Consider the following 26,304-nt stretch of genomic DNA (forward strand, 5'->3'; position numbering starts at 1 on the left):
CGCCGCGACGGCCACCCGTACGACACCCACGTCCTCCCCCACCGGCCCACCGCCCCCACCCTGCGCCCGGTCGACCTCGACACCCTCCCCGACCTCACCGCCGAATCCGGCCGCGGCCTCTTCCTCATCCACGCGCTCACCGACCACGTCCAACTCCGCAACCACCCCCTCCGCGGCGCCATCGTCAGCTTCGACAAGATCCTCAAGTGGCAGGACGGCGCGCTGCTGCGGGCGGCCTCGTAGCGCTGCGCCGCGGTATTCGGCGGCAGGGGAGCAGGAAGTCGGCGGGGTCGACTTCCGGCGCGGTGGTCAGTCGTCGGTCAGTCGTCGGCCGGGCGGCGGCGGGCGGGGAGGAGGAGGGCGGGGCCGAGGAGGAGGGTGGCGGTGCCGGTGATGGCGAGGGGGCGGGAGGCGGTGCCGGCGCCGGTGTCGGCGAGGCGGGTGGGGTTCGGGCGGGCGGGGCCGGTGAGGGTGCCGGTGTAGCTGCCGGTGAGCTGGGGGCAGGTGTACTTCTTCGCCGGGGCGGAGCCGCTCGGGAGGAGCTCGGACTTCGCGGTGACGGTGAGGCGGTGGCCGCCGGGCGCGGTGGTCCGCAGCTGGAGGGTGAGCTTGTGGCCCGGCGCGAGCTGGTGGTGGCCGGCGTCGACGGGGGTGCCGGAGAGGGTGAGCGGCTTCCAGTCGCCGCCGGGCGCGCGGAGTTCGACGGCGAGGTCGCTGCCGCCGTCCGCGAGGGCCAGGGTGGTGGCCAGCTCGCGGATCGTCGCCGTGCTGGTGTTGTCGAAGGTGATCGCGAGCTCCCCCGTGGCCCCGCCGCTCCCGGTGACGGGCAGGGGGGAGGCCATCGGCCCCTCGGGGCAGTCCGCGGGCCAGGGCGAGCCGGTGGCGGACGGCGTCGCGGTGGGCGAGGCGTCGTCGGCGAGGGCGGGGGCCGCGCCGAGGGCAGCCGTGCCGGCCGTGAGCACGAGGACGGCGCAGGCGGCGGGCAGGCGGGGGGAACGCATCGGCGGGCTCCAGCGGTGGGTCGGGGTACTACACGTCTCCGGTTGCCAGACCACCGAGGGGTGCGAACGGTTGTCCGCACCCCTCGGGTTCATCGCACGAGCGGTCAGCCGTGCGCGCCGGCCTTGCGGCGGCGGAGCACGAACAGCGTCCCGGCGCCCGCGGCCAGGACGGCCGCGCCGCCGAGGGCGATCGGCAGGGTGGTGGAGCTGCTGCCGGTCTCGGCCAGGTGCGGGCCCGCGGACGGCGAGGCGGAGACCGTGGCGGGAGCAGCGGCCGGGGTCGTCGCGGCACCGGCCTCGGCGACCTGGAACTGGCCCTGGTAGTCGTCGAGGAACTGCGTGCAGGCCTGCGCCTTGTTGTTGGCCGGGGTGGGGACCTTGTCGTTGTCGAAGGAGTCCGAGCCCGCCTCGTAGTTCGCGCCGTAGCGGCCGACCGGGGCCTTGGCGGTGGCGGCGATCCGGACCTTGTAGGTGAGCTTCTCGCCCTTGGCCAGCTTGAAGTCGGGCACCTGGAAGGCCCGGTCGTTGAGCTTCATGGGCTTCCAGCCGGCGCCGGTGTCCAGCTGGACGTCGAAGAAGTCGGTGCTCCAGTCGACCGGGCGCGGGGCGTCGAACTCGTCGGTGACGTACAGGCCGTTGTGGACGGCGGGCAGGTCGACGCCGCTCTTGTTCTCCCAGGTCAGGGTGATCTCGGCGGCGGGGCCGCCCTTGACCAGGGTGGTGCCGTACAGGCCGGTGCCGGTGACCTTGAGCAGGTTGCTCTGGTAGACGCCGCCGTGGCAGCGGTTGTCCGGGCCGGTGGTGGGGGCCGGGATCGGCTTGTTCGTGGCGGTGCCGGTCGGGGCCGGGGTGCCCGGGGTGGTCGCGGTGGCGGTCGGGGTGGCCGGGGCCGGTGCCGGGACGGTCGCGGTGCCGGTGGGGGTCGGGGTGGCGGGGACGCCGACCGCGCTCGCCGTGGTGGTGCCGATCGTGGCGCCGAGGGACAGGGCAACCAGGGCGGATGCGGCCAGTATGCGAGAAGAGCGCACGGGAGAAGGCTCCAGGTTTGGGTGAATAATGCCGGTTTCGGCGCGACTTGGCGGCTCGACGGGGACGGTCGAAGGCGGTCGCGCCCGGGCACCCTACCGGGCGGCCGTGGCCGGATTCCGGTGGGGGCGAGCCCGGCCTGCCCCGGTTGCCGGGGGTGGCGGGTGGTCGGACGATGGGGGGCATGAGGCACCAGATGCGAGCGGAGTTCGGGGCCGAGGGGGCGTCGGGCGGTGTGCGGCTGTGGCACATGGTCCGGGGCGAGGACAGCGTGGCGATGTGCGGGCGGGAGTTGGCCGCGGACGGCCCGGTCCGGGAGGCGGTGGACTGGGGGCGGACCCCGGAGCTGTGCTGCCACACCTGCGGGGCGTACTTCCTGCGCGAGCAGCCGTACCTGGCGGCCGAGCACCCGTAGGCGGGGCCGGGGCTACCGTGGTCGGCATGGCGGAACCCCTCGTCCGGCCGCGCCCGTTGACCCGTGAGGCGGCCGAACTCCGGGCCGGGCGGCCCGACTTGACCGCGTACGTGGACCGGTTCTGCGCGCGGGTCGAGCGGGTCGACCCGCTGATCCACGCGTTCGTGCCGGAGTCGGGGCGGCACGGGCGGCTGCGCGCGCAGGCCGGGGAGTTGGCGGCGCGGTACCCGGAGCCGGCCGGGCGGCCGCCGCTGTACGGGGTGGTGGTGGGGGTCAAGGACGTCGTGCACGTGGACGGGCTGCCCACGCACGCCGGCTCCGCGCTGCCGCCGGGCGTGCTGGCCGGGCCGCAGGCCGTGGTGGTGGACCGGCTGCGGGCGGCGGGGGCGCTGGTCGGCGGCAAGACGGTGACGGCGGAGTTCGCCGCGAGCGCCCCCGGGCCGACCCGCAATCCGCACCACCCCGGGCACACCCCGGGCGGGTCCAGCAGCGGGTCGGCGGCGGCGGTCGCGGCGGGGCTGGTGCCGCTGGCGGTGGGGACCCAGACGGTCGGTTCGGTGATCCGGCCGGCCGCGTACTGCGGGGTGGTGGGCTTCCGGCCGACGTACGGGCGGATCCCGGTCGCGGGGGTGGTCCCGAACGCGCCGAGCCTCGACACCCTGGGCGTGTTCACCGCCGACGTGGCCGGCGCGGCGCTGGCCGCCGGGCTGCTCTGCGACGGCTGGCGGACGGATCCCGGGCCGGTGCCCGAACCCGTGCTGGGCGTGCCGGACGGGCCGTACCTGGAACGGGCCGAGCCGGCGGCGCTGCGCGCCTTCGAGGAGCAGGTGGCACGGCTGGCGGCGGCCGGGCTCGCGGTGCGGCGGGTGCCGCTGTTCCCCGACTTCGCGGAGATCACCCGGCAGTTGCGGACGGTCAACCGCTTCGAGCTGGCCCGCGGCCACGCCGACTGGTTCGCCCGGTTCGGCGGCCTGTACCGGCCGGAGACGGCGGCGAGCATCCGGGTCGGCCAGGGCGTCGCGGCGGAGGACCGGGCGGCCGCGCTGACGGCCCGGGAGCGGCTGCGCGAGCGGGTGGCGGAGGCGACGGCCGCGGCCGGGGTGGACGTGTGGCTGGCGCCGTCCGCGACCGGCGGAGCGCCGGAGGGCCTGCACAGCACCGGGGACACGGTGATGTCGCTGCCGTGGAGCTACCTCGGCCTGCCCGCGCTGAGCCTGCCGGCCGGGTGGACGGCGGACGGGCTGCCGCTGGGCCTGCAGCTGGTCGGCGCGGCGGGCGGCGACGAGCGGCTGCTGGCCGCGGCCGCGGTGCCGGCAGGCCTTCTGATGAGGGGTTAGGCGAGGGCGGGGTCGGCCGGGTCGGTGGCCTCGGCGCGCAGCAGGCGCAGCAGGAGGCGGCCGGCCCGCTGGTACGGAGTGTCCTCCTCGTGCAGCACGGCCTGGGAGTTGGCCGCTTCGAGGAGCGCGATCAGGCCGAAGGCGAGGTCGCCGAGGTCGGTGTCGGGGCGCAGGGCGCCGGCCGTGCGGGCCTCGGCGAGGGTGTCCTCGACGATCCGGTGCCAGGTGCGGGCGCTGTCGGCGAGGGCGTCCCGGAGGGGGCCGGGGCGGGCGTCGAACTCGGCGGTGACCTCGAAGAAGAAGCAGCCGCCGGGGAACACCCGGGTCCGTGAGTAGGCGAGCCAGCCCTCGCACAGGGCACGGGCCCTGGCGAGGCCGGGCGGGATGTCGGCGACCGGGGCGAGGACGGCGTCGGCGAAGATCCGGCGGGCGGCCCGGACGGTGGCGAGCTGCAGCTCCTCCTTGGAGCCGAAGCCGGCGAAGACGCCGCTCTTGCTGAGTCCGAGGTCGGTGGCGAGGCGGCCGATGGAGAGCGCCTCCAGGCCTTCGACGGAGGCGATCTCGACCGCGCGGCGCAGCACTGCCCGGCGGGTCTCCTCGCCGCGCAGGAGCCGTCTGTCGGTGGTCGGTCCGGCCATGGTCCGCCCCGTCCCTTCTCACTGTGGGTGCCCGCCCAGGGTAGTGCGTGGGCGGGGTCGGGCCCCCTGGGAGCCGCCCAGAAAACTGAACGAACGATCGTGCTAACATCTCGCGCCAGGGACACCGAGCACGCCGAAGCCGCCAGGGACGCCGACAGGGATGGGAGACCCGATGGACCCGGCCCGCGCACTGATCCGCACCGCCCTCAACCCCACCGCCGGGCTCGCCCCCGCCCTCGCCGGGCGGGCCGCCTTCGAACTGTTCCGGCGTCCGCTGCGCCGCGGCCGGGTGCGCCCGGCGGAACGGGACGTCCACGGGCGGGCCGCCGCCGAGCCGCTGCGGGTGAACGGCACGGCCGTGGCCGGCTACCGCTGGGGCAGCGGCGAGCGGCCCGTCCTGCTGCTGCACGGCTGGCGCTCCCGGGCCTCCCGCTTCGCGCCGCTGGTGCCCCGGCTGCGCGCGCTCGGCCTCAGCGTCGTCGCCTTCGACGCGCCGGGCCACGGCGACTCCGGCGGCCGGAGCACCAGCGTGCTGGAGTTCCGCGAGCTGGCAGGGCAACTCCAGGAGCGGTACGGCCCGTTCGAGGCCGTCGTGGCGCATTCGCTGGGCGTCTGCGCGGCGTTCGGAGCGCTCGCGGACGGCCTGCGGGCGGGCCGGCTGGCGGCGGTCGCCGGGGTGTCCGACGTCGGCTTCTTCCCGGCCGCGTTCTGCGCCGAGCTCGGGCTGGTCGGCACCGTCGAGCAGGCGCTGCGGCGCGAGATCGAGCGCGGGCTGTTCGCCGGGGACGCCGGCGTCTGGGAGCGCTACGACGCCGCCCGGCAGGCGGCGGTGGTCGGCCTGCCGATCCTGGCGGTGCACGACGAGGGGGACGCCGTCGTCCCGCCGGGCCAGGCGCACCGGCTCCAACGGGCTTACGGGGAACGGCTCGACCTGGTGACCACCCGGGGGCTGGGCCACCGACGCATCGTCACCGAACCGACCGTCATCGACCAGGTGATCGGTTTCATCTCCGCCGGAATGGAGGCGACTTCCTCATGAGGATCGTCGAACTGCACGCGAGGTCGCTGGAGTTGGCCGCCGAGGTGGTGGACTCCGTACGGCCCGGCCAGCTGGACCTGGCCACCCCCTGCGCCGGCTGGACGCTGCGCAGGCTGCTGGAGCACGTCCTCGGCCAGCACCGGGGCTTCGCCGCGGCCGCCCGCGGCGCCGGGCCGGACCTCGCGCTGTTCGCGGACGCCCCGGTCGGTGCCGACCCGGCGGGCGACTTCCGCCGCACCGGGGCCGAACTCACCGACGCCTTCCGGGCGGCGGCCGCCGCCGACCGGCCGCTCTGGCTGCCCGAGATCCGCGACGGCGGCCCCTTCCCGCTGCGCCAGGCGGTGGGCTTCCACCTGCTCGACACCCTGGTGCACGGCTGGGACGTCGCCGCCGCGCTCGGCAGCCCGGCCGGGCTGGTCGCGGCGGTGGAGCGCGACGAGGAACTGGCCGACGCGCTGCTGGCGGTGACCGGGGCCGTCCCGGACACGCCGGAGGACCGGGCGCCCGGCCGCGCCTTCCGTCCGGGCCTCGAACCCGGCGACGGCGTCTGCCGGTTCGACCGGGCCCTGGCCCTGCTCGGCCGCGACCCGGCCTGGCGGGCCTGAGGCCCGCCGCCTCAGCCCTGGGCCCGGCTCCGCTCCGGCCCGCGCGGCTCGTCGGGGAAGCGCGGCCCGCCGATCAGGAAGAGCAGCGCGGCGGCCGGGAAGCCGAGCCCGGCGGCCAGCACCACGATGAACTGCCAGAACATGATCCGCTCCTCGTCAGTACCGGGCCGTACGGGCACTCGAAAGGTGATCCCAAACCCGTACGGCCCGAATTGGCCGAATCGTCCGGTCGTTATCAGACGGTATGGCCGAATCGCCCCGCCTGCCACCGGACCCCGGGGGCCGTCCCGCGCCACACCGGCGCACGGGTCTGGGCGCGGGGCCCGGGCGGCGGCCACACTGTCGGGATGCAGCTACAGCTCGCAGGGGAAGCACGGCGGCCCGACCGCGAGAGCGAGGACTTCGCGGCGGCCTCACCGGAGGCGCTGGTCCTGTTGGACGGCGCGAGTTCGCCGGCCGGTCTGGACTCCGGGTGCCGGCACGGAACGGCCTGGTACGTCCGGCGGTTGGGCGTGCACCTGCTCGCCCGGCTGACCGACCGGGTGGACCGCTCGATCGCCGAGTGCCTGGCCGACGCGATCGTCGAGACGGCCGCGCTGCACGGCGGCCGCTGCGACCTCGGCCACCCGAACACGCCCGCCGCCATGGTGGTCGCCGCCAGACGGCACGGGGAGTCGCTGGAGTACCTGGTGCTCGGCGACTCCCTGCTGGTGCTGGAGTTCAAGGACGGCCCGCCGAAGGTGATCGGGGACAACCAGCGCTTCCCGGACGGCGAGGGGCTGCGCCGGCAGGTCTGGTCGACCGTCCCGGGCACGGCCGAGCGGGCCGCGCTGCACCTGGAGTACGCGTTGGCCGTGCGCGCCGCCCGCAACCGGGGCGAGGGCCCGTGGATCGCCGCGGCCAGCCCGCGCGCCGCCGGCCACGCCGAGACCGGCTTCGTGCGGATCGACCGGCTGCGCGCCCTCGCCGCCCTCACCGACGGCGCGTCGCGCTACACCGAGCGCTTCGGGCTGGGCAGTTGGGCGGACGTGCTGCGGCTGCTGGACGAGTCCGGGCCGGGCGAGCTGATCGCCCAGGTGCGCGCGGTGGAGCGGGAGGACGCGGGCTGCGAGCGCTGGCCGCGCGGCAAGGCGCACGACGACGCCTCCGCCGTGTACGCGCTGCTGTAGCGGCGGCGTACGACGGCGGAGGCGTCGGGGGTGCCGGGGGTGCCGGGGGTGGCGGGGGTGGCGTCCTTGCCGGAGGGCTCGGACTAGTGGGCGTCGGTCGGGACGGTGCCGAGCCGGCCGGCCTGGAAGTCCTCCATGGCCTGCTGGAGCTCGCGGTGGCTGTTCATCACGAACGGGCCGTACCAGGCGACGGGTTCGCGGATCGGCAGGCCGCCGAGCAGCACGACCTCGAAGGTGGAGCTGCGCGAGTCCGGCTGCTTCTCGTCGGCGCGGATGGTGAGGGAGTCTCCGTCGCCGAAGACGACGGCCTGGCCCATGTGGAACGGACGGCGCTCGGCGCCGGCCGAGCCGCTGCCGGCCAGGCCGTAGGCGAGGGCGTTGAAGTCGGCGCGCCAGGGCAGGGTGACCGAGGCGCCGGGGCTGAGGGTCGCGTGGATCATGGTGATCGGGGTGTGGGTGACGCCGGGGCCCTGGTGGCCGTCCAGCTCGCCCGCGATCACCCGGAGCAGCGCGCCGCCGTCCTCGGAGGTGAGCAGCTTGACGCTGCCGCCGCGGATGTCCTGGTACTTGGGGGCGATCATCTTGTCCGAGGCGGGCAGGTTGACCCACAGCTGGAGGCCGTGGAACAGGCCGCCGGACATCACCAGCGACTCCGGCGGGGTCTCGATGTGCAGCAGACCGGAGCCGGCCGTCATCCACTGGGTGTCGCCGTCGGTGATGGTGCCGCCGCCGCCGTGCGAGTCCTGGTGGATGAACGTTCCGTCGATGATGTAGGTGACCGTCTCGAAGCCGCGGTGCGGGTGCCAGGGGGTCCCCTTGGGCTCGCCGGCCGCGTAGTCCACCTCGCCCATCTGGTCCATCATGATGAACGGGTCGAGGTACTTGGTGTTGATCTTGGCGAAGGCGCGGCGGACGGGGAAGCCCTCGCCCTCGAAGCCCTCGGGGGCGGTGGCCACGGTGAGCACCGGGCGGGCGACCGCGGCGGCGGCGTCCGGGGTGGTGACGCGCGGCAGGGTCAGCGGGTTCTCGACGGTCACGGCGGGCATGTCGGCCTCCTTCGGGGGGTTTCCTCTGGCCTACGTGGACGAGGATAGTTCAATCCTCAACAACAAGCAAGTTGAAAGTTGAACTATGTGGGTGCGAGGAAGCGCGGGGCTCCTCTCCCGGCTCCGGGCGGGGGTGGCTCGGTCGTCCTAGGGGCGGATCGGCCGTATCAAGGGTGGCTCAGCCGTACATCCGGCGCATGGTGAAGTCGACCATCTGCTCGACGGCCTTCGCGTCGAACACCATCCGGTGCTCGCCCTCCATGTCCAGCGCGAAGCCGTAGCCGGTCGGCAGCAGGTCCAGGACCTCGGCGCCGGTGACGGTGAAGTGCTTGGAGTCCTTGCCGGCGTAGCGGCGCAGCTCCTTGAGCGAGCTGAACATCGGGATCACCGGCGTCGGCGTGTTGTGCAGCGCCAGGAAGCCGGGGCGCTCGCCGCGCGGGCAGTGCACCTTGGAGGTGATGAAGATCGCCTGGAAGTCCTCGACCGCCATCGAGCCGGTGGTGAAGGCCCGGACCGCGTCCGCGAGCGAGGGCGGGGAGGGCTCCGGGTACAGGGACTGCTGCGAGGCCTGCGCCTGGGCGCCGTAGGCGTCGGGTCCGGGCATGCCGTTCATGCCCGGCTGCGGACCCGCCTGCTGCTGGTAGGGGTCGCCCGGGTATGCGTTCTGGTCATATCCGTACACACGGACAGGCTAGCGGGAGCGCACCCGCCCGCGCTGGCGTCGATCCTGACAAGAGGTGGTCGTCCCGCCTTGTGGGACGTGACCACGTTCACGGCGGATTCACTGCCGGGGGCTTGCTGAAGTTACCGCTGGGTAGCATCATGATGCCTACTGGTGGGTACGGGGCGCCCGAGATACGGCGGTCTCCCGCAAGCGACGAACCGGAGAAAACGGCCATGGGTCACTACAAGTCCAACCTGCGGGACGTGGAGTTCAACCTCTTCGAGGTGTTCGGCCGCGACCAGGTGTACGGCACCGGACCGTTCGCGGACATGGACGTCGAGACCGCGAAGAACATCCTGAGCGAGATCTCGCGCCTCGCCGAGAACGACCTCGCCGCGTCCTACGCCGACACCGACCGCAACCCCCCGGTCTTCGACCCGGAGACCAACACCGCGCCGATCCCGGCCGCGTTCAAGAAGAGCTACCAGACCTTCATGGACGCCGAGTGGTGGCGCCTGGGCATCCCGGAGTCGATCGGTGGCCAGGTCACCCCGAACTCCCTGATCTGGGCCTTCGCCGAGCAGATCCTGGGCTCCAACCCGGCCATCTGGATGTACTCCTCCGGCCCGGCCTTCGCCGGCGTCATCGCCGAGGAGGGCACCGAGGAGCAGCTGAAGATCGCCCAGCGGATGACCGACGGCCTCTGGGGCTCGACGATGGTCCTCACCGAGCCCGACGCGGGCTCCGACGTGGGCGCCGGCCGCACCAAGGCGATCCAGCAGGAGGACGGCTCCTGGCACATCGAGGGTGTGAAGCGCTTCATCACCTCGGGCGAGCACGACATGTCCGAGAACATCATCCACATGGTGCTGGCCCGCCCCGAGGGCGGCAAGCCGGGCACCAAGGGCCTGGGCCTGTTCGTCGTCCCGAAGTTCGACTTCGACTGGGAGACCGGCGAGCTGGGCGAGCGCAACGGCGTCTACGCCACCAACGTCGAGCACAAGATGGGCCTCAAGGCCTCCAACACCTGCGAGATGACCTTCGGTGCCAAGCACCCGGCCAAGGGCTGGCTGCTGGGCGAGAAGATCGACGGCATCCGCCAGATGTTCAAGATCATCGAGTTCGCCCGCATGATGGTCGGCACGAAGGCCATCGCCACCCTCTCCACCGGCTACCTGAACGCGCTGGAGTACGCCAAGGAGCGCGTGCAGGGCGCCGACATCTCGCAGTTCCTGGACAAGACCGCCCCGCGCGTCACCATCACCCACCACCCCGACGTGCGCCGCTCGCTGATGACCCAGAAGGCCTACGCCGAGGGCATGCGCGCGCTGGTCCTGTTCACCGCGTCCGTCCAGGACGACATGGCGATCGCCAAGCTGCGCGGCGAGCGCGACGAGGCCGCCGAGCGCCTGAACGACCTGCTCCTGCCGATCGTCAAGGGCTACGGCTCGGAGCGCTCCTACGAGCAGCTCGCGCAGTCCCTGCAGACCTTCGGCGGCTCCGGCTACCTGCAGGAGTACCCGCTCGAGCAGTACATCCGCGACGCCAAGATCGACACCCTCTACGAGGGCACCACGGCGATCCAGGGCCAGGACTTCTTCTTCCGCAAGATCGTCAAGGACGGCGGCCAGGCGCTGACCGCGCTGTCCGAGCAGATCCAGAAGTTCCTCGGCTCGGCCGAGGGCGGCGAGGCCCTGGCCGCCGAGCGCGAGCTGCTCGCCAAGGCCGCCGGCGACCTGGAGGCGATCGTCGGCAAGCTGCTGGCCGACCTCACCTCGGTCGAGCAGGACGTCAAGAACATGTACAAGGTGGGCCTCAACACCACCCGCCTGCTGATGGTCTCCGGTGACGTCGTCATCGGCTGGCTGCTGCTGCGCCAGGCCGCGGTGGCCCTGGCCAAGCTGGAGGCCGGCGCCTCCGAGAAGGACGTGCCGTTCTACCAGGGCAAGGTCGCGGCCGCCCGCTTCTTCGCCAAGAACATCCTCCCGACCGTCGCCCCGCAGCGGGCGATCGCCGAGGGTATCGACAACGAGATCATGGACCTGGCGGAGGAGGCCTTCTAAGGCCTGCACCCCTCCTCCGGCCTCCGTGATGCGGACCGCCTGACGAAAACCCTCACACCGAAGGGCCCGGCTGCCACCGGGTCCTTCGGTGTTTTTTCCGCGCGCCTCGCTCGTCCCTTCCTCGCCCCCTTTCTCGCCCCCTTCCGCGCCGGCGCCCACCCCGCGATGACTCAGGGTGACGGCTTCCGCGGTGTACCAGAGCAGTCGGCGTTGTGTCCGTGTTCTGCACCCTTTGCGCCGGTGCCCGAAGTCCTGTCCGTGTACGGGCATATGCTCGACACACGAAGCCGATTCCCCGATCCGGCTCCGGCCCTCCCTCGACCCAGGAGCAGCATGTCGACCGCCGCCCAGCAGGCCTACTTCGACCGTACGCACAGTGACGATCTGATCGCGTTCCTCGGGACCTCGCCATCCCCGTACCACGCGGTCGCGAGCGCCGCGGAGCGGCTGGAGAAGGCGGGCTTCCGGAAGGTCTCCGAGACCGAGGCCTGGGACGCCGCCCCCGGCGGGCGCTACCTGGTCCGGGGCGGCGCGCTGATCGCCTGGTACCTGCCGGAGGGCGCGGGCCCGGAGACCCCGTTCCGGGTCGTCGGCACCCACACCGACTCGCCGAACCTGCGGGTCAAGCCCGTCCCGGACACCGGCTCGGCCGGCTGGCGGCAGGTCGCGGTGGAGATCTACGGCGGCGTCCCGCTGAACACCTGGCTCGACCGGGACCTCGGCCTCTCCGGCAGACTCGCGCTCAAGGACGGCAGCGCGCGGCTCGTCCAGCTGGACGAGCCGCTGCTGCGAGTGCCGCAGCTCGCGATCCACCTGGACCGCTCCGTCAACGACGGCATGAAGCTCGACCGCCAGCGCCACCTCACCCCGATCTGGGGCCTCGGCCCGGTCGACGAGGGCTCGCTGATCGCCTACGTCGCCGAGCGGGCCGGGCTGGCCGCCGAGGACGTCGTCGGCTGGGACCTCATGACGCACGACATCCAGCCGGCCTCCTACCTGGGCCGCGACCGCGAACTGCTGGCCGCCCCCCGCCTGGACAACCTGCTCTCCGTCCACGCCGGCACCGCCGCGCTCGCCGCCGTCGCCTCCTCCGAGGGCGCCGCCGCGCTGCCGTACATCCCGGTGCTCGCCGCCTTCGACCACGAGGAGACCGGCAGCGAGTCCGACACCGGGGCGCAGAGCCCGCTGCTCGGCAACGTCCTCGACCGGACGATCCACGCCCGCGGCGGCACCCCGGAGGACCGCGCCCGGGCGCTGGCCGGCACCGTCTGCCTGTCCTCGGACATGGGCCACGCCGTCCACCCGAACTACCCCGAGCGGCACGAGCCGGGCCACCACCCGGTGCCCAACGGCGGGCCGATCCTCAAGGTCAACGTCAACAACCGCTACGCGACCGACGGCGTCGGCCGGGCGGTCTTCGCGGCCGCCTGCGAGAAGGCCGGCGTGCCGTGGCAGACCTTCGTCTCCAACAACGCCGTCGCCTGCGGCACGACGATCGGCCCGATCACGGCGGCACGCCTGGGCATCAAGACGGTGGACTGCGGCATCGCGGCGCTGTCCATGCACTCGGCGCGCGAGCTGTGCGGCGCCGAGGACCCGCACCTGCTGGCCAGCGCGCTCAAGGCGTTCCTGGAGGGCTGACGCCCCCCGAGCGAGAAGGGGCCCGGCGGTTCTCCGCCGGGCCCCTTCCGCGCGCTGCTACTCCATGCCGGCGAGGACCAGCGGCAGGCGGCGGGCGCCGTCGGCGACCAGCTTCACCGGCACGCCCCAGTCCTGCTGGTGCACGTGGCAGGCCGGGTACTCGACCGCCGGGTCGTCGTCGCAGGAGGCCGCCATCGCCGAGACGTGCAGAACGCCCTCGGCGACCTCCCCGGAGAGCACCAGCTCGCGGGAGAGGGCGCTGTCCGCGCCCGCGCCGGAGACCAGCAGCTCCGGCGGCGTCGAGCTGACCAGCAGCCGGGTGGACGGGCCGTAGCGCTCGTCCAGCTTCTGGCCGTTCGGCGCCTCGAAGACGACGTCCAGCTGGAAGGCGCCCGGCGCGACCTCGGTGGCCGCGCGCTGGGTGCGGTGCGCCACCGACTCCACCCGCACCGCCTCCTCCGGCAGCCGCAGCCTGGTCAGCCGGTGCCGGGCCGACTCGACGACCACGAGGTCGCCGTCCGCCAGCACCGCCCCGGAGGGCTCGCGCAGGTCGGTGGCCAGGGTGCTGACCTCGCCGGTCGCCGGGTCGTAGCGGCGCAGCGCGTGGTTGTAGGTGTCGCTGACCGCGACCGAGCCGTCCGGCAGGACGGTGACGCCCAGCGGGTGCTGGAACAGCGCCTGCTCGGCGGCGCCGTCCCGGTGGCCGAAGTCGAACAGGCCGGTGCCGACCGCCGTCGAGACCTCCTTGGTTCCACGTGAAACCCGGCGCAGCGCCGAGGTCTCGGAGTCGGCCACCCACAGCGTCCCGCCGTCCGGGGAGACCGCCAGGCCGGACGGCTGGGCGAACCAGGCCTCGGCGGCGGGCCCGTCGACCAGGCCCTCGTTGGTGGTGCCGGCCGCGACGCCGACCGTGCCGGCCGCCGGGTCGTACGCCCACAGCTGGTGCACACCGGCCATCGCGATCCACACCCGGCCGTCGAACCAGGCGACGTCCCACGGCGAGGACAGGTCCACCTCGCGGGCCGGGCCCTCGGTGGCCGAGCCCTGCCACCACTGGCGGCCGGTGCCGGCCAGCGTCGTCACGTGGCCGTCCGCCAGCCGGACGCCGCGCAGGGCGTGGTTCACGGTGTCGGCCACGATCACGTCGACGTCGTACGGGTGACCCTCCGGCAGCAGCGCCAGGCCCTGCGGCTCGCTGAACCGGGGGGCGGCGCCGTCCACCAGGCCGCGCTGCCCGTCCCCGATCCGGCGCAGCACCGTCTCGCCGTCCTCGGCCAGCTCCACCAGGCTGTGGTGGCCGGAGTCGGCGACCAGGAAGCCGCCGCCCGGCAGCCGCACGGCCTTGCCCGGGAACTTCAGGTCCCCGGCGGCCGGCTCCGGCGGCACGTACGGGCCGTCGCCGCGCCGCAGCGTGCCCTTGGCGGCGTGCTCCGCCTCCAGCTCCTCCACCAGCCGGGCGATCGCGTGCGCGTGCCCCTCGCCGGCGTGCTGGGCCACCACGTAGCCCTCCGGGTCGATCACCACCAGCGTCGGCCAGGCACGCACCGCGTACTGCTTCCAGGTCGCCAGCGCGGGGTCGTCCAGCACCGGGTGGTGCACCTCGTACCGGGCCACCGCGTCCACCACGGCCTGGTGGTCGGCCTCGTGGACGAACTTCGGGGAGTGCACCCCGACGATCACCACGGTGTCGCGGTGCTTCTCCTCCAACTCCCGCAGCTCGTCCAGGACGTGCAGGCAGTTGATGCAGCAGAAGGTCCAGAAGTCCAGGATGGTGATCTTGCCCCGGAAGTCGGCGAGGGACAGGTCCTTGCCGCCGGTGTTGAGCCATCCGCCGGCGCCGACCAGCTCGGGGGCGCGTACACGTGCACGAGAAGCCATGTCGACATCCAACCCCATCGTGCCGTGGATGCATTCCAGGAGGGCGCTCCAGGACACCGAGTTCGCCGAGCGCCGGGTCGGGCCCTGACCGGGCCGGCCGCTCAGCCCGTCGTGCCGGGGGCCGCGGCGGCTTCCCAGCGGACCTCGCCGTCCTGGGTGTTCGGCGTCGGGCGCAGGCCGAGCGCGCGGGCGACGGCTGCGGAGGCGTGGTGCTCGGGGTGGATGTGGGCGACGGCCGTGGTGACGCCGCCGGCGGTGAGGTGGGCCAGCAGGGCCCGGGCGGCCTCGGTGGCCAGGCCGCGGCCCTGCCAGGGGGTGCCGATCACCCAGGCGAGTTCGGCCGTCCCGGCGCGGACGGTGGCCTGGACGTAGCCCGCCAGCGCGCCGTCCGCGCGCAGCCGCAGCGCCCAGTTGCCCCAGGCCTCGGCCGGGTCGGGGGAGCCGGCCGCGAGCCGGGTGTAGCGGGCGCGCAGCTCGTCGGCGGTGGCCGGGCGGCCGCCGGTGAAGGCGTGCAGGGCCGGGTCGGCGAGGGCGGCGGCCATCGCCTCGGCGTGCTCGGGGCCGATCGGCGGCAGGTCGAGGCGCGGGCTGCGCAGCGGGGCGGTCAGGTCGGGTCGCATGGCGGTATTCAACGCGGCCGCCGGGCCCGCGTCGACCGGCCGGTGAACGGCGGGCGCCGACCCGGAGGAGGTGTTCCGCTTCCCGGCCCGCCGCCCGACCGGGTGGGGTATGTTTTGCCAACCCTTGACCGTTGCGGTCCGGGGACACGGACACGGGACACGGTGAACGGACCGGGGGGCTGGAGCGGCCATGAACGACATCCTGCACGGGCTCGGCGCGGCGGCGGCCTACGGCGCCCTCGGGGTGGTGCTGCTGCTCCTCGGCGTCGCGCTGGTGGACCTGCTGACGCCCGGGAGGCTCGGCCACCAGATCTGGGTCGAGCGCAACCGCAACGCCGCCGTCCTGCTCAGCTCCGCGCTGCTCGGCATCGGCGGCATCGTCTTCACCGCGATCATGTACACCTACGCGGACTTCGCCAAGGGCCTGCTCTCGACGGCCTGTTACGGCCTGCTGGGGCTGCTGCTGATGGCCGTCGCGTTCTGGGCGGTGGACCTGCTGACGCCCGGGAAGCTCGGCGCGATCCTGGTCGAGCCGGAGCCGCACCCGGCGGTCTGGGTGTCGGCCAGCACCAACCTCGCGGTGGCGGCGGTGGTCTCGGCCGCGATCGCCTGACCTCGGCGAACCCGCTGTGACGGCGGGGCCCGGCCGGTAACGTACCGGCATGGCTGACCTTGAAGAACGCGCCAACGTCGTCGCGTCCGGCTCTCGGCGGGCCGGGGAGGTGGCGACCGTCAGACGGCGCCGTCCCGCCGATCTCGCCGACTGCGTCCGGGTGTTGGGCGACGTCCACACCGCCGACCGCTACCCCGCCGACTGGCCCGACCGCCCCGCCGACTGGCTCACCCCGGACGGCCTGCTCGCCGCCTGGGTCGCCGAGGCGGACGGCCGGCTCGCCGGCCACGTCGGCCTGGGCCGCAGCGCCCCCGGCGACGCCGCGCCCGGGCTGTGGAGCCACCGCACCGGCGGGCGCCCGGAGTTGACCGCCGTGATCGGCCGCCTCTACGTGGCCCCCGCGGCGCGCGGCCACCGGATCGGCGCGCAGCTGCTGGCGAGCGCCGTCGCGCACGCGCGGGCGCTCGGCCTGCACCCCGTCCTCGACGTCCTCGCCACCGACACCGCCGCCGTCGCCCTGTACCACCGGCTCGGCTGGACCCGCCTCGGCACCGTCGACCAGCACTGGCCCTCCGGGCGCACCGTCCAGGTGCACTGCTTCGCGGCTCCGCGGGGGTAGGGCCAGCCCGGCCGGGCTGGCCCGTGCCGTGCCGGAGACGCTGTGATCCCCCCGCCGGGGGACGGGGATCCCCGTGGTGGGGGAGGTCGGCGGCGGCGGGGCGGGCGAGCCTGGGGCCATGGTGAAGAACGGGTGGGCGGTGGCCGGCTGGGGTGTCGGCTTCGCCGGTTTCGGAGCGGGGTGCGCGCTGAGCGGGACGGCGCTGTTCGGCGCGTCCTGGGTGGGGTGGCTGCTCGCCGCGGTGGGCGTGACGGCGGTCGGTGCCGGCATCGGGGTGGTGCGGGGGCGCCCGCCGCGACGGCTGCTGCGGGCGCTGTGCGGGCCTGCCGCGGTCGCGGCCTGGGGCCTGCTGATGGACGTGCTGGCGCTGCTGTTCGGGCAGGCGGTGGACAGCGTGCCGGGCGCGGTCCAGCACGTGCTCGGCGCGACGGGGGCGCTGCTGCTGGCGGCCGCCGCCCGTCGCCCCGGCGGCGCGGCCGGGGTGCGGCGGGAGGCGGCCGTCGAGGCGGCCCCGGCGAACGTCCAGGTCGCCTGCTGGATCGGCACCACGGCGTTCCTGCCGTACGTCGTGATGAAGCTGACCTGGGCCTTCGGCGGCAGCTTCGCCGGGCTCAGCGGCGACCGGATGTACGACGGCTACGTGCGCAACGGCTCCTCCGGGATCTGGCTCGCCCTGGAGCGCTGGGGGCTGGACGGCACGGCGCTGCTGGCGGCGGTCGGGGTGTTCCTGCTGTGGGGCCTGGTCCGCCCGTGGGGGCAGGTCTTCCCGCGCTGGACGGTGGTGCTGAGCGGCCGCCGCGTCCCGCGGTGGCTCCCGCTCGCCCCGGCGCTGGTGGGCGCGGCCACGCTGGTGCCGTACGGGCTGGGCATGACCGGCTACCTGGCGCTGTGCACGGCCGGGGTGGTCGAGGTCCGGCGGGCCGACTTCGGGACCGGCGAGCTCGCCAGCACCTCGGCGATGCTGCAGATCGGCTGGGTCGGGGCGGTGGCCTTCGCGGGGTTCGGGCTGGCGCTGGCGGTGGCCACCCGCTCGTACTGGCGGCGGACGGCCCGGTGAGCCGGGTTTTGCCGAGGCAGCAACAAAGCTTGCCGACCTCGGGCGGCCGGTCGCAGCCTGGCGGTGGAGGTGAGCGCCATGAGCGAAACGGCGAGGACGGGCGGCCGCGGCGGGCCGAGGACGGGCCACGGCGAGCGCTACGACGCGGTGGTGGTCGGCGCGGGCGCGGCCGGGCTGAACGCCGCGCTGGTGCTGGGCCGGGCCCGGCGCCGGGTGGCGGTGGTGGACGCGGGCGAGCCGCGCAACGCCCCGGCGGCCCACATGCACGGCTACCTGAGCCGGGACGGCATGCCGCCGGCCGCGCTGCTCGCGGTCGGGCGGGAGGAGGTCGCCCGGTACGGGGTGGACCTGCTCGACGGCCGGGTCGAGCACATCGAGCCCGTGGACGGGCCCGGCTTCGTGGTCCACCTGGCCGGCGGCCCGGTGCTGCGCGCGCGCCGGGTGGTCGTCGCCACCGGGCTGCGGGACGGCCTGCCGGAGCTGCCCGGCCTGGCCGAGCGCTGGGGGCTCGACGTGCTGCACTGCCCGTACTGCCACGGGTGGGAGGTCCGGGACCGCCCGCTCGGCGTGCTCGGCACCGGCCCGGGCGCGGTGAACCAGGCGCTGCTGCTGCGGCAGTGGTCGGCGGACGTGGTGCTGCTCGCGCACACCCTCGTGCTCACCGCGGCCGACCGGGAGCGGCTGGCCGCCCGGGGCGTGCGGGTGGTCGAGGGCCGGATCCGCCGGCTGGTGGCCGACGACGGGCGGCTGCGCGGGGTCGAGCTGGTGACCGGGCAGGTGGTGCCGCGCGAGGCGGTGTTCGTCCTCCCGCAGCTGGTGCCCCGGGACGGGCTGCTGCTCGGGCTGGACTGCGCGCGCGGCGAGGACGGCTGGGTCGCCACCGACCGAACGGGCCGTACCAGCCAGCCCGGCGTCCGGGCGGTCGGCAACGTCGCCGACCCGCGCGCCCAGGTCGTCATCGCCGCCGGGACGGGTGCGGCGGCCGCCTTCGCGCTCGACCACGAGCTGGCGGCGGAGGACGTCGAACGGGACCTCGCCCGCCACCGCGCGTCCGGCGCCGCCGTTCCCGCCTGAGCGGGACGCTCATCACCGAACTGCCGAACCACCACCGCACGAAGGGAATCCGCATGTCCACGCACCAGCACCAGCACCAGCACGGAAACCACCACCACGGCCACGGCGTCCCCGCCGCCGACCTCGACTGGGACGCGCTCGCCGCGCACCTGGAGCGGGAGGCGGAGCTGCGCGCCGCCGCCGTCACCGAGGCCGCCCGCTGGCTCGCCGGCCTGCACGCGGAAGGCGCCACGAACGGCGCCACGGACAGCGCCCCGGACGGCGGCTCGGAAACCGGCCGGGGCAGCGGCGTGCGCCGGGTGCTGGACGTCGGCAGCGGCCCCGGGGTGATCGCCGGGATGCTCGCCGAGGCGTTCCCGGCGGCCGAGGTGGTCGCCGTCGACCGGTCGGCGGCCCTGCTGGAGCGTGCCCGGGCCCGCTCGGGCGGTCGGCTTGGCGTCCAACAGGCCGACCTGCCCGCCGAGTTCGGCAAGCTGGGCGAGGCCGACCTGGTGTGGTCCGGCAACGCGATCCACCACCTCGGCGACCAGCAGGCCGCGCTCGCCTCGCTCGCCGGGGTACTCCGGCCCGGCGGCCTGCTCGCCGTCGCCGAGAGCGGGCTGCCGCCGCGCTACCTGCCCCGTGACTTCGGCCTCGGCCGACCCGGCTTCCAGGCCCGGATGGACGCGGCGCACGAGGACGGCTTCAGCGCCATGCGCGCCGAACTGCCCGGCGCCGTCGCGGAGGTGGAGGACTGGCCGGCGATGCTGGAGCGGGCCGGGCTGACCCCGAGCGGCACCCGGACGTTCCTGGTCGAGCACCGGGCGCCGCTGGCCGAGCCGTTCCGCGCGTACCTGCACACCCAGCTCGCCCGCCGCCAGGAGCAGTTGGCCGACCACCTCGACCCGGAGGACCGCGCCACCCTGGCGGCCCTGCTCGACGAGGACGCGCCCACCGGCATCCTGCACCGCCCGGACGCCTTCTACCTGTCGGCGATGACGGTGCACACCGCGCGCAAGGCCTAGAGGCCCAGGGATGCGGGATAGCGTCGGCCCATGAGCGCAGCAGCATCGGCAGAGCAGGGCTTCGTCGTGGTGACCACCACCCACGAGAGCGAGGAGCGGGCCCGGGAGCTGGCCGCCGCCGTGGTCCGGGAGCGGTTGGCGGCCTGCGCCCAGGTGTACCCGGTCCGGTCGGTGTACTGGTGGGAGGGCGAGGTGCAGGACGCCGAGGAGTGGCGGATCGACCTCAAGACCCGGGCCGCCCTGGTCGACCGGCTGGGCGCCTTCCTCGCCGAGCGGCACTCCTACGACACGCCGGAGCTGGTCGCGGTGCCGGTGGTGGCCGGCGGCCCCGGCTACCTGGCCTGGGTGGCCGAGGAGACGGCGCGGGGCCCGGCGTAGCGGCCGGAAGGGACGGCCGCGAGGGCCCCGCGGCCGTCCCCGTGCGCGTTCAGCCCTCGGCGCCGCCGAAGCGGGCCGTCCAGGCCGCCAGGTCCTCGTCGGTGATCTTGGCGAACAGCACCGGCGGCACGGTGAACGCCGTCCCGGCCGGCACCGCGTCCAGCGCCCGCGCCCGCTCCGCGTCGACCCAGGTGCCGGTGTCCCCGGGCAGCGCGAAGGCCGCGCGCATCGCCGCCGCGGCGGTCGGGATGAACGGCTCGGACACCACCGCGTACAGGTGGATCAGGTTCATCGCCGTGCGCAGGGTCAGCGCCGCCCCCTCCGGGTCGGTCTTCACCTGCATCCAGGGCGCCTTCTCCTCCAGGTACCCGTTGCCCGCGCTCCACAGCGCGCGCAGCGCCTGCGCGGCCTTGCGGAAGTTGAGCCCGTCCAGCTGGGCCTCGTACTCAGCGAGCAGCGCGGCGACCTGCTCGCCGAGCCGCTGCTCGGCCTCGCCCGCCGGGTGTCCGGCCGGGACGGCGTCGCCGAAGCGCTTGCGGCTGAAGGAGAGCACGCGGTTGACGAAGTTGCCGAGGGTGTCGGCGAGGTCCTTGTTGACGACCGAGGCGAAGAGGTCCCAGGTGAAGCTGGAGTCGTCCGACTCGGGCGCGTGCGCCATCATGAAGTAGCGCCAGTAGTCGGCGGGCAGCAGTTCCAGCGCGACGTCGCTGAAGATGCCGCGCTTCTGGCTGGTGGAGAACTTCCCGCCGTAGTACGTCAGCCAGTTGAAGGCCTTGACGTAGTCGACCTTCTTCCACGGCCGGCGCGAGCCGAGGATGGTGGCGGGGAACATCACGGTGTGGAACGGGACGTTGTCCTTGCCCATGAACTCGGTGTACCGGACGGTCTCGTCGGCCTCGTACCACCAGGACTTCCAGTCCCGGGTCTGCCCGTCCGGGGCGGCGTCCGCCCACTCCTTGGTGGCGCCGATGTACTCGATCGGGGCGTCGAACCAGACGTAGAACACCTTGCCCTCGGCGGCCAGTTCGGGCCAGACGTCGGCCGGCACCGGGACGCCCCACTCCAGGTCGCGGGTGATCGAGCGGTCCTGCAGGCCCTCGGTGAGCCACTTGCGGGCGATCGAGGAGGCCAGCACCGGCCAGTCGTCGCCGTACGCGTCGACCCAGGCCTCGACCTCGCCGGTGAGCTCCGACTGGAGCAGGAACAGGTGCGTGGTCTCCCGGACCTCCAGGTCGGCGCTGCCGCTGATGGCCGAGCGCGGCTCCAGCAGGTCGGTCGGGTCCAGCACCCGGGTGCAGTTCTCGCACTGGTCGCCGCGCGCCCTGTCGTAGCCGCAGTGCGGGCAGGTGCCGACGATGTAGCGGTCCGGCAGGAAGCGCCCGTCCGCGTTCGAGTACACCTGGCGGATCGAGCGCTCCTCGATGAAGCCGTTGCGCTGCAGCTCGCGGGCGATCTCCTGGGTGATCTCGCGGTTCTGCGGCGAGGAGCTGCGGCCGAAGTGGTCGAAGGAGAGGCCGAAGCCGTCGTAGACCGCCTTCTGCGCGTCGTGCGCCCGGGCGCAGAACTCGGCGACGGGCAGTCCGGCCTCCTGCGCGGCCAGCTCGGCGGGGGTGCCGTGCTCGTCGGTGGCGCAGATGAACAGCACCTCGTGGCCGCGTCGGCGCAGGTAGCGGGAGTACACGTCCGCCGGGAGCATCGACCCGACCATGTTGCCCAGGTGCTTGATCCCGTTGATGTACGGAAGGGCGCTGGTGATCAGGTGCCGAGCCATCCTCGGATGCTCCGGTTTCTCCGGCACGCGCAACCCAGCCGGAGTGCGCTGCCAGGCGTAGGTCCGCTGTGGGCTGCCCAGCCTACTGCGGCGGGCCGGGGGACCAGCGGGATTTCACGGCCGGCTGGGGTCGCCGTAGCGGTCGAACTCGCCGGCCTTCACTCCGAGCACGAACGCCGCCCACTTGCGCGGGGTCGTCCGCACCACCACCTCGGGCAGGTCCGACTCGCGGATCTCGACCCACCCGGCGACGGCTCTGACCTCGACGCATTCGCTGCTCTCGCCGCTCGACGACGACTTGCGCCACCTCGTCTTGCCCGACCTCGGCTTGCGCGACCTCGTCATGAGAAGTCTTTCAGTATGGTCCGGATGAAGTCCCGCGACTCCTCCGGCCCGAGGGCGGTCGCCGCCGTTCCCTCCTTGATCCGCCGGTAGGTGCGCAATTCGGCGTGGCCGTGTACGAACTTCGGACCGTTGGAAAGGTCGATCTGCACGGTGTCGAGCTCCGGTACCGGCCCCCGGGCCAGATACAGGCTGCTCTCCCCGGAACCCGGATAGGTGGGCACGCTGAACGGGATCACCCGGATCTCCAGCCCGGGCCGTTCGGAATTCGCCAGCACGCTCTCCAACTGGTCGCGCAGCACGTCCGGGCCGCCGAACTGCATGCGCAGCGCGGACTCGTGGAGGATCGCGCTGTACGGCTTCGGCTGGTCGGTGAACAGCTGCTGGCGCCGGATCCGGAACGCCTTCCGGATCTCCGCGTCCTGCCTGGCCTGCGGGGGGAGCCGCTCGAACACCGCGCCGGCGTACGCCTCGGTCTGCAACAGGCCGGGGATGAACGTGGTGTTGAAGATGGACAGCGACTGCGCGTGGTGCTCCATCTCCGCGATGTCGACGAGCCCGCCGGGCAGGCGGCCGCGGTAGCTGTCCCACCAGTACTTGCGCCGGTCCTGCGTCATCGCGAGCAGCGCGTCGAGGTACGGGCCCTCGGGGCACTCGCAGATGCGCGCCCAGATCCGCAGCCGCTCGGCGCTGATCCCCGACTTCCCGTTCTCCATCTGGGAGATCTTGGGGAGGTCGGTGCCGATCGTGGCGGCCAGGATCTTGGGCGTCACGCCCACGTGTTCGCGCATCCTGCGCAGCTCGATCCCAAGGCGCTTCTGGCGCACGGTCGGCGACAAGCGGGGTGGCATGACTCTCTTCTCCGGATCGCGGCTGGCGGTCGATGCTTCCGGTGAAGTGTGACGTGCATATCCGGCCTTAGCTACCAAATTGGGGGATACCCCACGATGGAGTGAACGTCCACTCCCTCGGTAGCAACTCTGGCACTAGGACCCTAGGGTCGTCCGTGTCACTCACTGACTTGTTGCCGGATGAACAGTCGCCGACATTCGCCGACCGGAGACAGCCGTGCTCCTTACCTCGCCCCTCTGCTTTCTCCATCGACCCCGCATTTCCCCGACCAGGTGAATGCCGTGCTCGTCGCCGGATTGTCCGCCCTCCTGCTCGCCCTCCTTTTCGTCGGCTGGCTGGTCTGGCTGGTGAACGCCCAGCCCCGACTCCCCCGCCCGGCGAAGAGGGAGCTTGCCGCCCGCCCATCTGCCTCCGCGAACCGCGAATAGCCCTGCGCGCGCCCGTTGCCGCTTCGGCTGTGCCGGATCGGCAACGGCGCTCCTATCTCATCGGACAACTGAACTGCGGCCACACCTTGTTGGGGCACACGATCACGTAGTGGCCCGACCACCGGTTGTCGGACACCCATCGGGACCGCACGACATCCGAAGCCCCGGCCAACTGCTCAACCGCGCACTGCCGTCGTGCCTCGATCGGCAGCCAGGGATCACCCCCGGGCGTGTGTTCCTCATACCGCCCCGCAAGCCATTCGACCGCATCGGCCGGCGCCGCCCAGGTACCCCGCACCTGAGCGGGCGGCCTCAGGAGCCACCACCCCGTCATCAAGGGTGGAAGCTCCGAGAGCCTGAACCCTCCACCCTCGACCGGCCGGCGCTCCGACTCCTTCGCCAGCAGCCGTCCGTCACCGGCCCACTCGTAGCCGTGGAAGTGCAACTGCACTTCTCCTCAGAGACGTTGGTGCCCCGGCCGCCCGCACGGGACTGCGGGCGGCCGGGGCGGTCGGGGGACGTCAGACGGACAGGCCGAACCGCGCCGGGTCGATCCCGGCGTTGGTCAGCTCTTCGACGGTGAACAGCAGCGGCTCGCGGTATCGGGGGCAGGGAAGACCGTCACCCGCGCGAGGCCTGCCACTCGAAGAAGCCGCCGGGCGCATCATCCGGCGGGACCAAGTCTGCGAGCCGGACCACCCGCTCCACCCCACCGCGCAACGGCCGGACGTAGATGCCGGTCTTACTGATCTCCATGACCTCAACAGCAGCCCCACTACGGCGCTCGTAGACGCGCTGCCCGGCCTCCGGCACCCACTGCTCGGCCGTCACGGTCACCGCCACAGACTGATACGAGTGGTCAGCTGGTCGGCCGGCACCTGCCGCACCGGCGAGTTCGGCTCGAACAGCAGCCGAACCAGCGCCCGCCCGTCCCGCGCCCCCACCACCTCGACCAGCCGCCCGGTCACCAGGTCCTTCCGCACCGGGTTGTTGTCGACCCGCTCCATGAGCTCCGCGTGCGTACGGCGATGTTTCGGCTGCTGATTCGTGTCGGCCGGTTGCGTGAGATCCGCAGCGGACATGGAATGCTCCGTAACTCCCAGATGGCTTCAGCGAGTCACCAAGTTACGACGGATCGGGGTCGATCGCTAAGCACTTTCCTGCTCGCGAAAGAACTCGTCTCGGATTCCTTCGATCAGTGCGCGCATATCTTCTCCGTGAAGGGCCGCGGCATCGAATCTGGAGAATGTCGACAGATAGAGACTGACATCCCTGGGGTCGCGAGTAGTGATCTCCGAATGGAAGGTCTCCAGCATGACCAGGCGATCGTCATGCATGCTGAAGCACGTCATCGGAAAGTCCGGCATCAGCCTGGCGAGAGGAAGGACTCCGATGGTCACATTGGGAAGCCGAGAGAGCGAAACCAAGCGATCAAGCTGAGTAGCCATGACGCCAGGAGGGCAAACCCGCCACCGCAATACATGCTCACAAATGACGAAATGAAATTCTCGATGGCGGTCGTACAAGACAGCCTGGCGCTCAAGTCGAGCCGCGATTGTCTTTGCCTTGGACTCTTCCGATAGCTCCGGGGGTAGTGAGAATACGGCGGCGACGTATTCGGCGCTCTGGAGCAGTCCAGGGATCAGCTGCCCCTGGAACAGTTTGAGAACAGTCGTCCGGGCTTCGATGGCCTTGATCGCCTGTTGATGCTTCCCGTGGCCCATGCGGCGGAGTTCCCGCCAGGCAGTCTGTTCGGTGGCCGCGCTGCGAGCTGCGTCCAGGAACTCGGCTTGGCTTCGTCGGATATGCCGAGCGCGGACAGAATGAGGTCCACGTCCTGCACACTCGGCAGTGTTCTGCCGTTCTCGATCTTCGAAAGCTTGGCCGGAGACATGGAAGCCCTGCGGGCGACGGTCTCGGCTGTCTTGTCCGAGGCGATCCGAAGCGCCCGCAGGGCTTTGCCCAAGTCGTTGTACTGTTCCCCGCTCAAGCCGCCGAGTACTCCCCGAAGGGCACGGCGTTCGCCAGGGCGATATCCCGATACTGGCGGTACTCGTTCAACCGGTCGTCGGGCAGCAGTTCGGCACCGAGGAACTCTCCTGTGTCGCTGTAGTGCATCCGGTAGACCAGGGCATCGTCGAACAGCCAGAAGTCGTGGTCAGGCAGCCCCGCGACCTCCTGGCGCGCTTTGTCGATGATGCCGATCGCCTCGCCGGCCGTGATGTTGCCGGGGTACGACGCCAGCTCGTACCGGAGGTAGTCCGACAGAGGGGACCGGAGGACGTGCACCCGGGCCACGTGCTTGCCCAGGTTTGTCATGGAGCGAACCCAGGGGTTGTCGGAGGACTCCGGCGGCAATCCCTTTCCCGCGAGGAAGTCTGCGAATTCCTCACGCTCCTCGTCCACGTCGTAGACGGCCAGCGTTTCGAGCCGGAAGGCCGTTCGTTCGAATGTCTCGAAGAGGCGGCCGAAGTCTTCACCCCTGAGCACGGAAGTATCCCTCCAGAACCGCAGCGGGAATCACGACCGCCGACTCACCATCGGGCAGGTTCAACTCCGCCAGGCGGTGGCGATCGGTGATCACGTATCCCTGGACCACGTAGTCCCCGTTCTCGGTGCCCCACAGGGTGGGGCAGGCTCCGTTCTTGCAGGACCCGTTCCCAGCCAACCAACGCAGCATCAAGTGCCTCCAGTTGTCGCTTGGTCCCTGTCTCTCTGATGATCCTGACCTCCAAGGCTTCGGGTCAAGAACCTGATCTTTCGAGAACGGGAAAGCCCATTGGCCCCTGAGCTTCGCGCGATGGATCCCGTGTTCTGGCCGGCGGCCTCTTGCGAGGCGCAAGAGGCCGCCGGAACAGACTGTCAGACGTTGGCGGCGAAGTCAGATGGTGAACTCCCCCTTGGATATGCCATCGAGGAGGTCTCGGTGAGTGAAGCGGACCGGCACCGTGTCGCGGGCGAGGGTGCTGCGGGCGAGGATCGAATCGGCCGTGATCGCGACCTCGGGGCAGTTGTTGCCCGCGC

At 72.9% G+C, this 26,304-nt stretch carries 29 protein-coding genes and 1 pseudogene; 14 read left to right on the top strand and 16 right to left on the bottom strand.

Going from position 1 to position 26,304, the window contains the following annotated elements:
• A pseudogene (locus VM95_RS44455) lies at positions 1–243 on the top strand (ATP-binding protein); the annotation flags it as partial.
• A 77-nt stretch (positions 244–320) separates the two neighbouring features.
• On the opposite strand, the gene VM95_RS18295 reads toward VM95_RS44455, so the two are convergent.
• Both VM95_RS18295 and VM95_RS45225 read right to left on the bottom strand, forming a co-directional pair.
• Entirely contained in the window at positions 321–1,001 is a 681-nt protein-coding gene (locus VM95_RS18295) for a hypothetical protein (RefSeq protein ID WP_045698067.1), read from the bottom strand.
• A 104-nt stretch (positions 1,002–1,105) separates the two neighbouring features.
• Entirely contained in the window at positions 1,106–2,029 is a 924-nt protein-coding gene (locus VM95_RS45225; protein ID WP_045698068.1) for an LAETG motif-containing sortase-dependent surface protein, read from the bottom strand.
• A 182-nt stretch (positions 2,030–2,211) separates the two neighbouring features.
• Between VM95_RS45225 and VM95_RS18305 the strand changes: the two genes are divergently transcribed.
• Positions 2,212–2,442: a hypothetical protein gene (locus tag VM95_RS18305; protein WP_045698069.1), complete on the top strand. Its 231-nt coding sequence runs from the start codon at positions 2,212–2,214 to the stop codon at positions 2,440–2,442.
• A 26-nt stretch (positions 2,443–2,468) separates the two neighbouring features.
• The gene (locus VM95_RS18310) at positions 2,469–3,779 is read left to right on the top strand and encodes an amidase (RefSeq protein WP_045698070.1); all 1,311 of its coding nucleotides are present in this window, start codon (positions 2,469–2,471) and stop codon (positions 3,777–3,779) included.
• On the opposite strand, the gene VM95_RS18315 is transcribed toward VM95_RS18310, so the two are convergent.
• Positions 3,776–4,417, bottom strand: coding sequence for a TetR/AcrR family transcriptional regulator (locus tag VM95_RS18315; RefSeq protein ID WP_045698071.1), 642 nt, complete (start codon positions 4,415–4,417; stop codon positions 3,776–3,778). The genes VM95_RS18310 and VM95_RS18315 overlap by 4 nt on opposite strands.
• Positions 4,418–4,577: 160 nt before the next feature.
• Here VM95_RS18315 and VM95_RS18320 point away from each other — a divergent pair, with 160 nt between their 5' ends.
• Positions 4,578–5,456 (top strand): alpha/beta hydrolase, encoded by an 879-nt coding sequence (locus VM95_RS18320; protein ID WP_244178834.1) that lies wholly within the window; start codon positions 4,578–4,580, stop codon positions 5,454–5,456.
• Complete coding sequence (locus VM95_RS18325) at positions 5,453–6,061, top strand: TIGR03086 family metal-binding protein (RefSeq protein WP_045698075.1); 609 nt, start codon at positions 5,453–5,455, stop codon at positions 6,059–6,061. Before VM95_RS18320 ends, VM95_RS18325 begins: the two co-directional genes overlap by 4 nt.
• An 11-nt stretch (positions 6,062–6,072) precedes the next feature.
• Here VM95_RS18325 and VM95_RS45230 read toward each other — a convergent pair whose 3' ends face one another.
• Positions 6,073–6,204 (bottom strand): hypothetical protein, encoded by a 132-nt coding sequence (locus VM95_RS45230; protein ID WP_279616833.1) that lies wholly within the window; start codon positions 6,202–6,204, stop codon positions 6,073–6,075.
• 204 nt (positions 6,205–6,408) lie between these two features.
• Here VM95_RS45230 and VM95_RS18330 point away from each other — a divergent pair, with 204 nt between their 5' ends.
• On the top strand, positions 6,409–7,230 hold the full coding sequence (locus tag VM95_RS18330) for a protein phosphatase 2C domain-containing protein (RefSeq protein ID WP_045698078.1): 822 nt from the start codon (positions 6,409–6,411) through the stop codon (positions 7,228–7,230).
• Positions 7,231–7,313: 83 nt separating this feature from the next.
• Here VM95_RS18330 and VM95_RS18335 read toward each other — a convergent pair whose 3' ends face one another.
• Together VM95_RS18335 and VM95_RS18340 are read right to left on the bottom strand one after the other, a co-directional pair.
• Entirely contained in the window at positions 7,314–8,276 is a 963-nt protein-coding gene (locus VM95_RS18335; protein WP_045698080.1) for a pirin family protein, read from the bottom strand.
• Positions 8,277–8,454: 178 nt separating this feature from the next.
• Positions 8,455–8,958, bottom strand: coding sequence for an SseB family protein (locus VM95_RS18340; protein ID WP_045698081.1), 504 nt, complete (start codon positions 8,956–8,958; stop codon positions 8,455–8,457).
• Positions 8,959–9,173: 215 nt separating this feature from the next.
• On the opposite strand from VM95_RS18340, the gene VM95_RS18345 reads away from it, so the two are divergent.
• Both VM95_RS18345 and VM95_RS18350 read left to right on the top strand, forming a co-directional pair.
• On the top strand, positions 9,174–11,003 hold the full coding sequence (locus tag VM95_RS18345; protein WP_045698084.1) for an acyl-CoA dehydrogenase: 1,830 nt from the start codon (positions 9,174–9,176) through the stop codon (positions 11,001–11,003).
• Positions 11,004–11,336: 333 nt separating this feature from the next.
• Positions 11,337–12,644, top strand: coding sequence for a M18 family aminopeptidase (locus tag VM95_RS18350; protein WP_045698086.1), 1,308 nt, complete (start codon positions 11,337–11,339; stop codon positions 12,642–12,644).
• Between the two features lie 57 nt (positions 12,645–12,701).
• Here the strand turns inward: VM95_RS18350 and VM95_RS18355 are convergent, their stop codons facing one another.
• Complete coding sequence (locus VM95_RS18355; RefSeq protein ID WP_045698089.1) at positions 12,702–14,522, bottom strand: NHL domain-containing thioredoxin family protein; 1,821 nt, start codon at positions 14,520–14,522, stop codon at positions 12,702–12,704.
• 101 nt (positions 14,523–14,623) lie between these two features.
• Positions 14,624–15,142, bottom strand: coding sequence for a GNAT family N-acetyltransferase (locus VM95_RS18360; protein ID WP_045698091.1), 519 nt, complete (start codon positions 15,140–15,142; stop codon positions 14,624–14,626).
• Positions 15,143–15,332: 190 nt separating this feature from the next.
• Between VM95_RS18360 and VM95_RS18365 the strand changes: the two genes are divergently transcribed.
• From VM95_RS18365 to cutA, 6 genes are all read left to right on the top strand, one after another.
• Positions 15,333–15,755 carry a DUF350 domain-containing protein gene (locus VM95_RS18365; RefSeq protein ID WP_045698093.1) on the top strand — a complete coding sequence of 141 codons (423 nt, stop codon included), beginning with the start codon at positions 15,333–15,335 and terminating at the stop codon, positions 15,753–15,755.
• 49 nt (positions 15,756–15,804) lie between these two features.
• Complete coding sequence (locus VM95_RS18370; protein ID WP_078860095.1) at positions 15,805–16,374, top strand: GNAT family N-acetyltransferase; 570 nt, start codon at positions 15,805–15,807, stop codon at positions 16,372–16,374.
• Between the two features lie 118 nt (positions 16,375–16,492).
• On the top strand, positions 16,493–17,431 hold the full coding sequence (locus VM95_RS43305) for a hypothetical protein (protein ID WP_045698095.1): 939 nt from the start codon (positions 16,493–16,495) through the stop codon (positions 17,429–17,431).
• A gap of 78 nt (positions 17,432–17,509) precedes the next feature.
• Entirely contained in the window at positions 17,510–18,505 is a 996-nt protein-coding gene (locus tag VM95_RS18380) for an NAD(P)/FAD-dependent oxidoreductase (protein ID WP_045698097.1), read from the top strand.
• Between the two features lie 53 nt (positions 18,506–18,558).
• Positions 18,559–19,509, top strand: a complete 951-nt coding sequence (locus VM95_RS18385) for a class I SAM-dependent methyltransferase (RefSeq protein WP_045698099.1) — start codon at positions 18,559–18,561, stop codon at positions 19,507–19,509.
• A 30-nt stretch (positions 19,510–19,539) separates the two neighbouring features.
• Positions 19,540–19,887, top strand: a complete 348-nt coding sequence (gene cutA, locus VM95_RS18390; protein ID WP_045698101.1) for a divalent-cation tolerance protein CutA — start codon at positions 19,540–19,542, stop codon at positions 19,885–19,887.
• Between the two features lie 49 nt (positions 19,888–19,936).
• Here cutA and metG read toward each other — a convergent pair whose 3' ends face one another.
• The 8 genes from metG to VM95_RS18425 form a co-directional block, all read right to left on the bottom strand.
• Positions 19,937–21,658: a methionine--tRNA ligase gene (gene metG / locus VM95_RS18395; RefSeq protein WP_045698102.1), complete on the bottom strand. Its 1,722-nt coding sequence runs from the start codon at positions 21,656–21,658 to the stop codon at positions 19,937–19,939.
• Positions 21,659–21,772: 114 nt separating this feature from the next.
• The gene (locus VM95_RS18400) at positions 21,773–22,003 is read right to left on the bottom strand and encodes a DUF397 domain-containing protein (RefSeq protein ID WP_045698105.1); all 231 of its coding nucleotides are present in this window, start codon (positions 22,001–22,003) and stop codon (positions 21,773–21,775) included.
• Entirely contained in the window at positions 22,000–22,851 is an 852-nt protein-coding gene (locus VM95_RS18405) for a helix-turn-helix domain-containing protein (protein WP_045698107.1), read from the bottom strand. Before VM95_RS18405 ends, VM95_RS18400 begins: the two co-directional genes overlap by 4 nt.
• A gap of 1,050 nt (positions 22,852–23,901) precedes the next feature.
• The gene (locus tag VM95_RS18415) at positions 23,902–24,117 is read right to left on the bottom strand and encodes a hypothetical protein (RefSeq protein WP_157882138.1); all 216 of its coding nucleotides are present in this window, start codon (positions 24,115–24,117) and stop codon (positions 23,902–23,904) included.
• Positions 24,114–24,362 (bottom strand): hypothetical protein, encoded by a 249-nt coding sequence (locus tag VM95_RS42630; RefSeq protein WP_157882139.1) that lies wholly within the window; start codon positions 24,360–24,362, stop codon positions 24,114–24,116. The genes VM95_RS18415 and VM95_RS42630 overlap by 4 nt, the downstream gene beginning before the upstream one ends.
• 66 nt (positions 24,363–24,428) lie before the next feature.
• The gene (locus VM95_RS18420) at positions 24,429–25,004 is read right to left on the bottom strand and encodes a DUF5753 domain-containing protein (protein WP_341846018.1); all 576 of its coding nucleotides are present in this window, start codon (positions 25,002–25,004) and stop codon (positions 24,429–24,431) included.
• Entirely contained in the window at positions 24,923–25,270 is a 348-nt protein-coding gene (locus VM95_RS45510; RefSeq protein WP_341846019.1) for a helix-turn-helix domain-containing protein, read from the bottom strand. The genes VM95_RS18420 and VM95_RS45510 overlap by 82 nt, the downstream gene beginning before the upstream one ends.
• Positions 25,267–25,770, bottom strand: coding sequence for a DUF6879 family protein (locus tag VM95_RS18425; RefSeq protein ID WP_045698113.1), 504 nt, complete (start codon positions 25,768–25,770; stop codon positions 25,267–25,269). Before VM95_RS18425 ends, VM95_RS45510 begins: the two co-directional genes overlap by 4 nt.
• Between the last annotated feature and the right edge of the window lie 534 nt (positions 25,771–26,304).

Source organism: Streptomyces rubellomurinus, from assembly GCF_000961885.1.
GTDB classification, from domain to species: domain Bacteria; phylum Actinomycetota; class Actinomycetes; order Streptomycetales; family Streptomycetaceae; genus Kitasatospora; species Kitasatospora rubellomurina.

Bases quoted from the DNA above. Each gene is read 5' to 3' on its own strand.
- VM95_RS18295 (WP_045698067.1), bottom strand. From the start codon at position 1,001: ATGCGTTCCCCCCGCCTGCCCGCCGCCTGCGCCGTCCTCGTGCTCACG.
- VM95_RS18305 (WP_045698069.1), top strand. From the start codon at position 2,212: ATGAGGCACCAGATGCGAGCGGAGTTCGGGGCCGAGGGGGCGTCGGGC.
- VM95_RS18310 (WP_045698070.1), top strand. From the start codon at position 2,469: ATGGCGGAACCCCTCGTCCGGCCGCGCCCGTTGACCCGTGAGGCGGCC.
- VM95_RS18315 (WP_045698071.1), bottom strand. From the start codon at position 4,417: ATGGCCGGACCGACCACCGACAGACGGCTCCTGCGCGGCGAGGAGACC.
- VM95_RS18320 (WP_244178834.1), top strand. From the start codon at position 4,578: ATGGGAGACCCGATGGACCCGGCCCGCGCACTGATCCGCACCGCCCTC.
- VM95_RS18325 (WP_045698075.1), top strand. From the start codon at position 5,453: ATGAGGATCGTCGAACTGCACGCGAGGTCGCTGGAGTTGGCCGCCGAG.
- VM95_RS45230 (WP_279616833.1), bottom strand. From the start codon at position 6,204: ATGTTCTGGCAGTTCATCGTGGTGCTGGCCGCCGGGCTCGGCTTCCCG.
- VM95_RS18330 (WP_045698078.1), top strand. From the start codon at position 6,409: ATGCAGCTACAGCTCGCAGGGGAAGCACGGCGGCCCGACCGCGAGAGC.
- VM95_RS18335 (WP_045698080.1), bottom strand. From the start codon at position 8,276: ATGCCCGCCGTGACCGTCGAGAACCCGCTGACCCTGCCGCGCGTCACC.
- VM95_RS18345 (WP_045698084.1), top strand. From the start codon at position 9,174: ATGGGTCACTACAAGTCCAACCTGCGGGACGTGGAGTTCAACCTCTTC.
- VM95_RS18350 (WP_045698086.1), top strand. From the start codon at position 11,337: ATGTCGACCGCCGCCCAGCAGGCCTACTTCGACCGTACGCACAGTGAC.
- VM95_RS18355 (WP_045698089.1), bottom strand. From the start codon at position 14,522: ATGGCTTCTCGTGCACGTGTACGCGCCCCCGAGCTGGTCGGCGCCGGC.
- VM95_RS18360 (WP_045698091.1), bottom strand. From the start codon at position 15,142: ATGCGACCCGACCTGACCGCCCCGCTGCGCAGCCCGCGCCTCGACCTG.
- VM95_RS18365 (WP_045698093.1), top strand. From the start codon at position 15,333: ATGAACGACATCCTGCACGGGCTCGGCGCGGCGGCGGCCTACGGCGCC.
- VM95_RS18370 (WP_078860095.1), top strand. From the start codon at position 15,805: ATGGCTGACCTTGAAGAACGCGCCAACGTCGTCGCGTCCGGCTCTCGG.
- VM95_RS43305 (WP_045698095.1), top strand. From the start codon at position 16,493: ATGGTGAAGAACGGGTGGGCGGTGGCCGGCTGGGGTGTCGGCTTCGCC.
- VM95_RS18380 (WP_045698097.1), top strand. From the start codon at position 17,510: ATGAGCGAAACGGCGAGGACGGGCGGCCGCGGCGGGCCGAGGACGGGC.
- VM95_RS18385 (WP_045698099.1), top strand. From the start codon at position 18,559: ATGTCCACGCACCAGCACCAGCACCAGCACGGAAACCACCACCACGGC.
- cutA (WP_045698101.1), top strand. From the start codon at position 19,540: ATGAGCGCAGCAGCATCGGCAGAGCAGGGCTTCGTCGTGGTGACCACC.
- metG (WP_045698102.1), bottom strand. From the start codon at position 21,658: ATGGCTCGGCACCTGATCACCAGCGCCCTTCCGTACATCAACGGGATC.
- VM95_RS18400 (WP_045698105.1), bottom strand. From the start codon at position 22,003: ATGACGAGGTCGCGCAAGCCGAGGTCGGGCAAGACGAGGTGGCGCAAG.
- VM95_RS18405 (WP_045698107.1), bottom strand. From the start codon at position 22,851: ATGCCACCCCGCTTGTCGCCGACCGTGCGCCAGAAGCGCCTTGGGATC.
- VM95_RS42630 (WP_157882139.1), bottom strand. From the start codon at position 24,362: ATGTCCGCTGCGGATCTCACGCAACCGGCCGACACGAATCAGCAGCCG.
- VM95_RS18420 (WP_341846018.1), bottom strand. From the start codon at position 25,004: ATGGGCCACGGGAAGCATCAACAGGCGATCAAGGCCATCGAAGCCCGG.